Source organism: Planococcus soli (genome assembly GCF_016881065.1).
GTDB classification, from domain to species: Bacteria; Bacillota; Bacilli; order Bacillales_A; family Planococcaceae; genus Planococcus; species Planococcus soli.
In genome coordinates this window covers 1-11,093 of sequence record NZ_WXYN01000024.1, presented here as the reverse complement: position 1 = coordinate 11,093, position 11,093 = coordinate 1, and the positions used below count along the sequence as shown (strand labels likewise).

The window sequence follows — 11,093 nt, the reverse complement described above, 5'->3', positions numbered from 1 at the left end:
TTCCGGCTATATTGAGGAAAAATAAACCGGCGTTGACAATTAGACTATTTTTTTACCAAACGCTCTGAAAAATTTAGGATTGTCTTTATCAACTTCGTATTTAGTAATCCATTTTTTCCTCTTGAAAATAGTCAATAGCTGCTCGTCTATAGGTGTTTTAGAAATTTTCGGCCGTCTTCGATCAAACAAGCCAACATAATCATGTAAGTCTAAAATACTTAACAGTTCATAAGCTTGTTCAGCATTAAAATCGTTTAAAGTTGATGCTAATAACTGTTTCTTTTGTTGATGCGAAAGCTGGTGATGGAGAAAGAGTTCTTTTAAGAGTTCAAATGTGATAGAAAGATCTTTATCTATTACATAACTAAATTTTTCTGAAATTAAATCTTTTATCTTTTCTTGAATTTGAGGTCTTTCTTTACCGAAATTATTCAATAAGAATTGAAAATCTTCTTCATCAAAGTGGTTTTCGATAATATACTCTTTAATTTCATTCACAAGGTTTTTATCTCTTAGACTTATTACACTCTCATTATATTCTAAAGCTGCTAACTTTCGTTCAATGCTAATAGGAGCTTCTAACAATAACAGTGCTTCTTCTAAGCTGAAAATTTTAGCATTCAACAACGATAAATATGCGTCGATGTTTTTAACTATAAATTCCTTTATTAACCCTTTATATTGTACCCTAATAAAGTTTAAGTTTTCTTCTGACATTGTAATTATGCCCAAGTGGATAAGGATTTCTACTTTCATATTACTTATATCTTCAAATGGGAATGAATCATATTGGAGGTCAAAAGGCTGTAAAAGTGCTGCATATTGTTTATCCGATAAACTATCCGCTCTGATAACATCTTCAAAAAAGCGTAAGGATGCATCCTCCTCATAGCATGCATCAACATCATCGGGATCTATAAATATTTCTACATCGAATTCATCAATGAAATTAATTAAATAACTGTCCAAACCTTTTTCGGTCTTGAAAAAGTAAGATAGAATGTTTTGAGCTTTGTAAGCTGCAATGTGATTATTTAGTATGGTTGGCCACAATTTAGCATCTTCAATTTCCTCAATATTTTCTACAGTATTTTCTAAAGACTCCAGGTATTGAATCTTTGTATCATATTCAATATCTATATTATTCATTAAATCTAAAATAGCAGTTTGGTCGTCAGTTATCTTTCCTTCGCAATTTGCTAGTATAATCTCTAAGTATTCTTGAATGTTACTGAGAACGTAATTATATAAACTCTCATCTTTTTTGCTCATAATCAAACTATAATTCATGTGTTTAACGGAAGATCCGCTATTTATTACATATCTATACTGTAAAAACTTAGTAATCAATGGATAATTCAATGCAAATAGCTTCATTTCGTAAACTTCTCTAAGTAAAACTCTATGAGAGTTTTCGAAATTGATATCCTTAAAGCTAACATTCAGCAAAACTAGTTTATCGATTATCTCACTAGTGTCAGGATCCTCGAGATTTAAAAAATCTTCATTGTTTGAGATATAATCTGTTAAGTGATTATCACTATTTATTACATCCAATTCATCAGCGTTAGAATAAACTAGAAGGTCTAATGCTATTTGTCTCTTCACAGGCTCTCCACAATCACTAAGAACAATCACCTCTTCGAAGAAATGTGGCCAAAAGGAATTAAGGACATTAATAAATCTAATTATGTTTGTCCTCAATTCGAAAAATTCTTCTACAAAATTGAAGTTCTTCGATTCTTCTAATTGCTTGATATAATTTTCTAGATACAAAGGATTTGAATCAGGACTCCTTAGAAGGTAGTTCAACAACTCGAAATTCAGTATTTCTATACTTTGAAAGTCTGAAATATTGAGCCTAGAAACTAATAGCTTGGGATCTTTTAGAGAATAGGTATACTCTTTAGCATCTTCGTCAGAAATACTTCTAAGGAATATTTTATCACCAATACTCAAACTAGTATCATAAAAATAAGTCATATAGTCAGGATATGTTTCGTCTATATATCCGTTTCTAATTAAATATTTTATTAGCAGGAAGTATGGACTGCTTTTTATCTTTTCAAATTTATTTTCAGTGCCTATTTCGTTCGTATAGTTGCTTTTGAATATGACCTCTATGTTACCTCTGGTAATAATATTTTGGAGCTTTTTGTTGTTCAAGGAATTTTTAGCTTTTTTCAGCTGCTGTATTTCTGAATGTAATCTGTCCTCCTCTAATTCATTTTTACTTTGAATTACATCTCTACGTTCTACATATTCTGGTGATTCGTCTAGGATTTTAAAGTCTTGTTCAAGGTTAATAGTGTTTTCATTAGAACTATATCGTTGGTAGTTTATTACAGTAACAGAACTAGCATTATCTCTTAGAGCTTTAACTAATTCAACTCTACTGCTAAAGTTTGAAATTGGATGCCCACCTATTAAATGAATTTTATGAGGTGTGTGGAAATAAATAGCATCAAGTTCTTCAATACTTTTAATTTCTTCATTATGAAGTTGAGATAGCAAACTTTGTTTTTCTTTAAGTTCTTGTTCAATATCGGCAAGTTCATTATTTAAAAAACTATATTTTTGATTAAATAAGTGGTAAACAAATCCAGAATTCAATTGTAGTTCACTAAAATCCCGTGGAAATATATTTTTGTACGTAACTAAAGCTAGTAATTTATTGAAATCAAGTTCAATTGTATTAAGTCTACTTTTATAAACTAAAAATTCATTATAAATATTTTTCAAAATGCGCATGTCATCTACATACAAGGAAATTCCTTGAAGGAATTTAGTATCTAATGTATTTTCTTGAATCTCACTTTTAAATTGCTTTAAAAATTGTTCATAAGAATTCGAACCATCTAAGACTGGCACAACTGGTAAAATGAAGTCGAAGAATTTAGTGCGATCTTTTGAAACGAATACATCGTCCCTCAAAGAAAAAATAAAACGAAGAGGTTCACTAGTATTGTTCTTCTTGTTCTTTTTTTTCTTGTTATTGATTAGTGTATTTATTTCCCTTAACTTTCCGAATATTTGATTTGCGTTATATCGATCAATATCTTCGAAAATAATAGCATGAGCACTGGAGTTTTCGAAAATATATAAAACTTCATTTAAATACTTATCAAAATAGGAATCGTCGCTTTCTTCTAAAATCTCAATTTGATTTCCTTGTAAGCTTAATGTTTTGAATATATTTCTATTGTTTTGTATTACAAAAAGGTCAAATAAAAATTTAGCTATAATAAGTACGATAAGTATTCCTATAAAGAGTTTGAGCTCTGGTATTGCGGTTAGTAGTAAAGTATTCTTCACTCTACCCTCAGATAATTGGGATATATAAGTTACCCAAGAATTAAAGGAAATCAAAAATAGACAACAGATGCCTAGGAAGAGAAGTAAGAATGTGTTGAAGATTATCCTTTTTCGAGGAACTTTTTGTTTTATTTTGAAATTGGTTTTTGGAATTTTCTTAGTATCTATTTGATGAAGTAACTGGTTTAGTATTTTAGCTTCTAAAACACTTTCTTCAGAAAATTGATTTGCTTTTTCTTCTTCATGCTTTTTTTCTTCAGAGGGGATTTCATCATGGCTATTATCGTCGGTGCTTTTATCAGAATGAAAGTGTGCTAACGAAATATTTATAAATACTTTTTCTGGATTACGTTCTTTATAAGAATTAATTAAACTTGTTTTTCCTGCTCCATAGGGTCCAGTAATAGCAATGTTTTTTATATCTTCGTTATTGAAAACAAAATTCAATGCTTCTTCGTACGTGTTTAAATCAGAATTGTTAATAGGAGTTAATTTATTAAATCTAATTTCATTATTATTCGTCATACTATCCTCCATGGTTTAATATTGAAAACGCTACACGTTATTTAATAATTTTACAAATTATAGATATTATTTTAACACATGCAGTATATGGATTTTGATTTTATACAATAGTATTGAACTTTAATTTAGAACTATTCTTTTTTATGGGAATTTTTAAAAAAATTATTGCGGTAAGTTTTAAATTGAATATGATAAGAATGATTAAATGACAAATTAATGGGAGCATCCCATTGTAAACAAGACTTCGCACTTCTAAGCATAAGTTTATTGGCTTTACTGACCGCAATTTTTTTTATCAATATCAGAATCAGCTATTGTATTGTCTATCAAAAACGATGGTTTCTAATAGGAGGAGAAGAAGACAACAATCTTCTTCTTTTTTCTTTTGTCTATATTTCGAAACTCCGATCAAAAACAATCTATCATAAAGGGTAGATATGAATGATTAGGAGTGGAGAAGGTCAATTTAAAAAACACAACACAATAGCAATTATGTTGCACGGCAATTCAAACATTGAATCCTATTTAATTTTACAAATAATTGAAACTTTACTATTATGGTATCGTATTAGATAATGTCTAATCAAAGAGAAAGTGGGGGAATAGCATGTTCGAATTTAAATCCAGTTTAGAAGATACTTTTCAAAGTTGGTCTAAACCAGCAAGTGAAAGTGAAGAAGAGAAATGTGAAAATGCAATTAAGATGATTAAAGATGCCTTAAGTAAATCAGAGGCTCTAAAAAACCGTGAAATTCAGTTGATTCCAAAAGGTTCTTATCATAACAATACTAATGTAAGGTTGACTAGCGATGTTGATATCGCTGTTAAGTTAAAAGATGTCTTTTATACAAAGTATCCGGATGGAAAAGTAGATAAAGACTTTGGAAACTCCACAGCTTCCTACACCTTTTCTCAATACCGAAGTGATATTGAGACAGCCATGATAACTCATTTTGGAGCTGAAAACGTTGAATTGGGAAATAAAGCAATACAAATTAATTTCAATTCTTATCGAGTAGATGCAGATGTAGTCCCTTGTTTTGAGCATCGAAGATATTCTCTGGATGGAAGTTATCTTACTGGGACTGAATTTCAGACAAGGCATTCCCAAGATAGAATCATTAATTTTCCTGAACAGCACTATAGTAATGGAGTAAGAAAAAATACTATCACTTCTAGACGGTTCAAGAAAATGGTGCGTATTTTTAAGAGACTAAGATATAACCTGTTAGATGAGGGATATGACGTAGAAAATGTATCGTCCTTTTTAGTGGAATCCCTCATTTGGAATGTACCGAATAATAGGTTCAACAACGCGACGTTAACAGAAGATGTTCAAAAATGCTTTGATTACTTAATCGAGCAAACCTCAAGTGTTGAAAAAACAAAAGAGTGGGGAGAAGTATCTGAATTGTTATATTTATTCCGTACTGGCAGAAAATATACTCTTAACGATGCCCATCGATTCTTAGTCGAAGGCAGAAAATATTTATTTAAATGAAAAAACTCCCATCATGCATGGGAGTTTTTCTTTGATGTTCTTTTAAATTCCATTTTTCCAGTAGTAGATCTTCCAGTCCAATAATGTCCTTCTAATTTTATTTCACCGTCATGCTTAATTCTTAATTTTACAGCGCCGTCATGTTTCGGGTTTATTTCTCTATCCTTATCCGCATCATTACCGTAAAGGTAGCACAAATACTTTTGCTTACCTTCATCAATCGATATATCACTCACATAACTACTGCTGTAAGATTTATTTGTTTCTAAACGTATATGTATACTATCAAATTCATGGAATATCTCCATTTTGGCAGGAATAGGGTCGCCTGGCATGCCGGTATCAGGAAAAATGTAGTTTGAATATAAATGTCCTTCCCATTTTCCACCAAGGAAAGGTATAGTAGTTAGCCATTTATAAAAAAAGTTTGGCGCTAATTTCCATAACAATTGTTTAAAAATGAGTTTATCAATTAATAAAGTCGCTCCTGCTGCACTTAATGCTGTCGCAACAATACTAATATCAAATACTCTGCCTTTTAATGCCCAAATAATAATAAAGATAGCTAAGGCTACTAAAAGAAGTGTCCGGGAATAAAGCTGTTTGTCGTACATGTAATCCCTCCAATATGTTTCATTCGAAATAAGAATATTCTTTTATAGCTAAGAAGTTCTTTTTTACTTTAATACATTGTCAGGAGATTTAATAGATTAAGCTTCACTAAATTTCTTGAGAGGATCTTATTTGCTAAGAAATGATTGAGTTTCTTCTATTATAATGTGTTAGCTGTTTCTTCTTCGACTGCTTTTACCAATTTATAAAAACTAGTCTTTTTAACTCCGGCTTCTTGCATGGCTTCGACTGCTGTTAGTTCTCTAGCTTTCCATTTTCTATAAACCTCTTTAAATTCATCTGAAACAAGAACAGGCGTCCTGCCAAACTGAATGCCATTTTGTAGCGCCAAGTCAATTCCTTCACGCTGCCGTTTCCGGATGCGCTCCCGTTCCTCTTCAGCCATCCACGAAAGAATCTGCAAAACCAAATCTGCAATGAATGTCCCCATACTATCTTTGTATTGGGTCGTATCGAGTAACGGCATATCCAAGACCACAATATCGGCTTCAATGTTTTTCGTGAGGTCATTCCATTCCTGGAGAATCTCTTCTTTGTTGCGGCCGAACCGATCCAGCGAGTGGATATACAAAATGTCGCCTTTTCGAATAACCCGTTTCAGTAATTGATAGTTTGCGCGTTCAAAGTTTTTGCCACTTTGCTTGTCCAAATAAATATCCCGTTCAGTAATGCCCATTTTCCGCATGGCTTCCAATTGCCGGCCTTCATTTTGATCTTTGCTGCTGACGCGTATGTAACCAAATTTGCGATGTTCCATAATTCACCTCTGTAAACGATTCTTTTCCTCTTATTATACCTGAAAAGCGTTCGTAAAAGTGTATGCAATTTCGCGAACGTTCGTAAAGTGATTTGCCACGTTTACGAACGCTCTTTTTGGTCATTTTTAGCCCTTTTCAAAGCGTTCGTAAAAGTGTACTTTTACGAACGCTTCAAAAAGGGCACGGTTCAAATTCAATAATCTACCAATAAGTATCTGTATGATGTGATAATCTATAATAAAATAAAAAAGTAAAAAATTTAGGAATTAACAGATGTAAAGCACTCGCTTTTTTCGATGGAAGCTTCTTAAAAGAAAAAAAGAATGAATTGTATGGGGAGGAAGGACGAGAATGAAATCCATACGTGTCACGAAGTATAATCCTCAAAACAGGGATGCGAATGGCCACTACACCTTATTGGAGGAATGGATTGGCATGTCCGATGTCGGGAAGTCGTACCAAGGCCAGATTTTCACGATGGAGCAATACCTGGTGACCGAAGAAAAATACATCCAAGCTGGTGAAGTGCTCATACAAAAAACTGGGGTCAATCATCTGAAGCTGGTGGATCTGGAAAACTATTCACATGAAACCGCATTAAACTTGTCCGAAGGCAAGACCATTTCCCTCAGCTTGGTTAGGGAGTTAATTAAGATGATTCTCAGAGGAGGGGTCTGGGGGAGACTCGTTGCCAAAAATCAGTTCGAGGTCCATTTTGGCTACGATTACTATATGTATTTTGTGGGCGAAAGCCTGACGGATGACATTATCGAGGAGCTTAGAAAGATCGACGGCTTGTATGTGGAAGATGTGCGATCTCCTCACCTTGATTAATGAAAGAAAAGTACCACCGCCAAAACAACTGATGCTTCTGTGAAACGAATGTAACTTAAGTGCAGTTAAGTTACATTCATTGAGATGGTACAACCTAAAAAAGATGATTTTTTTTTCGTATGGAATCATCTTTAATAAAGTGTGGCTTTTATTTGTTTTTAATTTTGAGAGTTCACTGTTTTTTGTCCATATATTTTTCTTTTACTGAGGTTTTTAATTTAACAAAATCTGGATGTTCTTTTTCGAAAGGATCTTCTATTTTTCGGGCGGAATCATCATTAGATGTCATATCAAACTTTCCATGATACACGCCAATAGGAAGATATTTTTCTTCATTTTCTTTCTTTTTTAGGAATAAAAGATATGTGGTGTCTTCTTCCGTAATTTCATAGCCTTCTGAAATTAGGACTTCATTTTCATCTATAAACGCATAAGGTTCATTTACTGTAATAACTTCTGGAACCTCAGCACTTAATGTATTCTTAAAAGTTTCTTGTATTCTAAAATCACTCTCTGTCCAATAATATAGCGGGTATTTTTCCTCCTCATCCATTTCTAAATGATTTTTTTTGTCTCCGGTTGATTTTACACTTACAACCAAATCTGAGACTTTTTCAAGTTCCTCTACTTCTTCGTACGTTCTTACTAATACATCGTGGGTTTCATATCTTTCTAGTTCATCTGATCTATTTGTAGTGGTATTAAAAAAATTAGAAGCATAAAAAGTTGCAATAATACCAACTCCTAAAAATATTATTAAAAGTGCTTTCTTCATGTATAGTGCCTCCTCATGGTCCATAAATAGATTTTAAAGCAGCGTTATCGTCCCATATTCTAACTGCATTAGAAGCTCCTATGGTCTCATACATTAGGGCCTTGTCATTAGCAGTATAAACAGAAGAATGTTTTATACCTAGGGAATGACCGGTTTCATGAGCCATAAGCCCATTAAATATAGTTCTTGTAGCATTCTTAGCTACAGGGGTATTAATTCTTATCCTTGATGCATCATAAGAGCAATCCCAACATGCAGTTACTTGTCCTAGCCAGTTAATACTGTAATTTAAAGCATCTCCATAAACTCCCTCCTTATTAATATCTCCAGCGTAAATCTTGATTTCTGCACTACTAGCAGTAGAAGTCGAAGTAATATTTACTTTTGAACTTACTGAATTCCAATTGGTTAAACCATAATCTGTATGGCTGGAATAACCAGCAGAACTAACAGAACTGGATTTCCAGTATTGAATTGAATTGGCGTTAGACCATTTTCCTCCAGCGACTCCGTAGGCAAAGACCACTTCACTCAAAATTAAAATACCAACTAATAAGGATAGAGTAACCGTTATTATTTTTTTCATTTGACCCTCCTGAATTGATGTTTTTTCATACTGTTGTTTTTTAATAAATTTTCCTTTCTAAAGAATTAAATACAAAATATTCTAAAAAATAAATATATTTATAAGTTACCAAATATTTCTTTGCATGTATACAGAATTATTTCCTTATTTTTCTTTTTCTATTTATTTGTAACTATTTAATGGTTTGATACGTCTCAACAGATAAAGGAGGGATAGAATTGAAACACTATTTTATCTATATACTTTTATTTTTAATGATAGCAAGTGGATGTTCATCGAATGTCCAAAATGCGAGTGATGTATCGACTAAAGAAAATTCTTATATGGCGTTATTAAATATAGAAGGAGATAGTTATTACTCTTACGACCTTGCTGAAGAGGGGGAGTATACGATCATGGAGGAATATGGAAAAGTTCAGAAAAAAATTGAGGGAGACGTCATGCCCACAGAAAATTTGACCTCGAATTACTTGTTGGAAGGAACTAAAATTTTTACAGTAAAAGAAAATTCTGAAGTTTTTTTAGCTAAAGTTCAGGATAAATACGAAATTTATAAAAAAATGCCTTAATTAATATTTCTAATTATTCTGAATGTAACGTAATGGTAAGTAAGTTACATTCAAAACCCTTATTTCAATGAACTTTAAAGAGCAAGAAAGAAAAGTGGATTTGCTAGAAAAAATGATACATTCAATAGGCTGTTGCGTAACGCTTTAAAAGCAGAATTTCAAAAGCATATAAGTTTACATATGAGGGATTACCGGAAGCTACTTGTATTCAAAAGGAGAAAAGAGGCTGTACGCAGCGCATCTTTTCTCCTTTTTGGTTCATAAAACTGTACTTTTACGAACGGTTTATTACATAATTTAATATTAAAAAACTTATGATCTGGTAACTTTTTATTCAGAAAATAGTCTTATTTTAGTAGAAGGTAGAATACACATGAAACAGACAATCGTAATGGCTTTATTAAGTTACATTATTCTAATAAATTTTAAGCCAAAGATAACGAGCAGCAAATTATTAAACCCTAACAAATTAAAAAATTAGAGTCTGTTCAAGGTATACTTTCTTCTCTAACAGAAGCTGCCGGTATTGAAGCTCCAAATTCTAATTAAATAAAGTACTTCGAACGTTTCTATTTTTTTGGAAAACATCAATAAAGAGAGCTTTTTACCATGCAATTTATACACTTGAAGATTGAAGGAGGTATGGGATATGAAAATTCAGGTTATTTGCGACGATTGCAAAGCCATTGAAGAGTTTACCTCACCTAGGGAAAATGGAGAAGTTGGAATACACTCAATCAAAAAAAATTTTCGGGTGGGTGTGAGCTGGAAGAATGAGGTAGTCGAGAATTTCCAAGATGAGTTTATCGATGAGTTGGGAAAGGCAGTATCGAATAAAGAGCGTAGAGAACTCTTAGAGGACAAGATTACGGAAAATGCATTTTCGGAGACGATTGACTTTGAACTTAGTTTCACCTGCAGAGGGTGCGGTAATCGGATTACCTTAAATGATTTCCAATTAGTAGATTTAATGGGGTTTTAGCGGAATTGTAATATGGAGTTTGTTAATATATCCTCATTTATCAGAAGAAGAGAAGGAACCATTCTCCAAGTGAAAAGGAGTGCAACTGCACTCCTTTTTTCTTAAGGCTCCGTAGTAAGTAATTGACCGGTCTCTTTATCGTAGAATCGGAGCAGATCGCCATTAATGACTCTCTCTGAATAATTAAGCTCTGTTAGAGCCTGCTCCACGTAAGGATCACATAGATTCTGGTCAATTGGCAAACCAGAACCGTTCTCATAACAGGTATTTCCAGCATAGACATAGTCTTCTGTGACAAACCGTCCATCGCGGAAAATAGCGAATTCATCACGTTCATTGGAAAACAAATCACTGCCAAACTGCATATCCGTATCTGATTCTACGCCCATCAAATTGAGGATGGTTGGGCGCATATCGACCTGTNGAAGCTGTGCCGATTCGTAAGGCGTGATTTCTTTTCCAAGGTATTGGCCCATCGCTTCGTTATGGTTTTCTGAAATTCCATAATGATCGCCATACATGACGATAATCGAATTTTCGTAAAGACCCTGTTCTTTCAAATTATCAAACAATTCTTTAACGGCTTCGTCCAGATAGCGGCTTGTCTGGAAAAAG

At 32.9% G+C, this 11,093-nt stretch carries 10 protein-coding genes; 4 read left to right on the top strand and 6 right to left on the bottom strand.

The genetic code is table 11. The features are described from left to right. Positions 1–39: 39 nt before the first annotated feature. On the bottom strand, positions 40–3,840 hold the full coding sequence (locus GJB59_RS12775; RefSeq protein WP_142830209.1) for a YobI family P-loop NTPase: 3,801 nt from the start codon (positions 3,838–3,840) through the stop codon (positions 40–42). Between the two features lie 607 nt (positions 3,841–4,447). Between GJB59_RS12775 and GJB59_RS12770 the strand changes: the two genes are divergently transcribed. Then, positions 4,448–5,341, top strand: a complete 894-nt coding sequence (locus tag GJB59_RS12770; RefSeq protein WP_142830207.1) for a nucleotidyltransferase domain-containing protein — start codon at positions 4,448–4,450, stop codon at positions 5,339–5,341. Between the two features lie 11 nt (positions 5,342–5,352). Here GJB59_RS12770 and GJB59_RS12765 read toward each other — a convergent pair whose 3' ends face one another. Together GJB59_RS12765 and GJB59_RS12760 are read right to left on the bottom strand one after the other, a co-directional pair. Continuing rightward, a complete protein-coding gene (locus tag GJB59_RS12765; protein ID WP_142830205.1) occupies positions 5,353–5,955 on the bottom strand; it encodes a Cap15 family cyclic dinucleotide receptor domain-containing protein in 603 nt (200 codons plus the stop codon). Positions 5,956–6,113: 158 nt separating this feature from the next. Next, positions 6,114–6,731, bottom strand: coding sequence for a recombinase family protein (locus GJB59_RS12760; RefSeq protein ID WP_142830203.1), 618 nt, complete (start codon positions 6,729–6,731; stop codon positions 6,114–6,116). 352 nt (positions 6,732–7,083) lie between these two features. Here GJB59_RS12760 and GJB59_RS12755 point away from each other — a divergent pair, with 352 nt between their 5' ends. Then, complete coding sequence (locus GJB59_RS12755) at positions 7,084–7,566, top strand: hypothetical protein (RefSeq protein WP_142830201.1); 483 nt, start codon at positions 7,084–7,086, stop codon at positions 7,564–7,566. Between the two features lie 172 nt (positions 7,567–7,738). Here the strand turns inward: GJB59_RS12755 and GJB59_RS12750 are convergent, their stop codons facing one another. Both GJB59_RS12750 and GJB59_RS12745 read right to left on the bottom strand, forming a co-directional pair. Then, positions 7,739–8,341, bottom strand: a complete 603-nt coding sequence (locus tag GJB59_RS12750; protein ID WP_142830199.1) for a hypothetical protein — start codon at positions 8,339–8,341, stop codon at positions 7,739–7,741. 13 nt (positions 8,342–8,354) lie between these two features. Further along, positions 8,355–8,927, bottom strand: coding sequence for a matrixin family metalloprotease (locus GJB59_RS12745; RefSeq protein WP_142830197.1), 573 nt, complete (start codon positions 8,925–8,927; stop codon positions 8,355–8,357). Positions 8,928–9,145: 218 nt separating this feature from the next. Between GJB59_RS12745 and GJB59_RS12740 the strand changes: the two genes are divergently transcribed. Then, positions 9,146–9,496 (top strand): hypothetical protein, encoded by a 351-nt coding sequence (locus GJB59_RS12740; protein ID WP_142830195.1) that lies wholly within the window; start codon positions 9,146–9,148, stop codon positions 9,494–9,496. 649 nt (positions 9,497–10,145) lie between these two features. Then, positions 10,146–10,478 carry a hypothetical protein gene (locus GJB59_RS12735; RefSeq protein ID WP_142830193.1) on the top strand — a complete coding sequence of 111 codons (333 nt, stop codon included), beginning with the start codon at positions 10,146–10,148 and terminating at the stop codon, positions 10,476–10,478. 101 nt (positions 10,479–10,579) lie between these two features. Here the strand turns inward: GJB59_RS12735 and GJB59_RS12730 are convergent. After that, positions 10,580–11,093 (bottom strand): LTA synthase family protein (locus GJB59_RS12730; RefSeq protein WP_203583272.1); only part of this gene is annotated, 514 nt, incomplete at its 5' end.

Excerpts from the sequence above, each read along its gene's own strand:
- GJB59_RS12735 (WP_142830193.1), top strand. The coding sequence starts at position 10,146 with ATGAAAATTCAGGTTATTTGCGACGATTGCAAAGCCATTGAAGAGTTT.
- GJB59_RS12745 (WP_142830197.1), bottom strand. The coding sequence starts at position 8,927 with ATGAAAAAAATAATAACGGTTACTCTATCCTTATTAGTTGGTATTTTA.
- GJB59_RS12760 (WP_142830203.1), bottom strand. The coding sequence starts at position 6,731 with ATGGAACATCGCAAATTTGGTTACATACGCGTCAGCAGCAAAGATCAA.
- GJB59_RS12750 (WP_142830199.1), bottom strand. The coding sequence starts at position 8,341 with ATGAAGAAAGCACTTTTAATAATATTTTTAGGAGTTGGTATTATTGCA.
- GJB59_RS12755 (WP_142830201.1), top strand. The coding sequence starts at position 7,084 with ATGAAATCCATACGTGTCACGAAGTATAATCCTCAAAACAGGGATGCG.
- GJB59_RS12770 (WP_142830207.1), top strand. The coding sequence starts at position 4,448 with ATGTTCGAATTTAAATCCAGTTTAGAAGATACTTTTCAAAGTTGGTCT.
- GJB59_RS12765 (WP_142830205.1), bottom strand. The coding sequence starts at position 5,955 with ATGTACGACAAACAGCTTTATTCCCGGACACTTCTTTTAGTAGCCTTA.
- GJB59_RS12775 (WP_142830209.1), bottom strand. The coding sequence starts at position 3,840 with ATGACGAATAATAATGAAATTAGATTTAATAAATTAACTCCTATTAAC.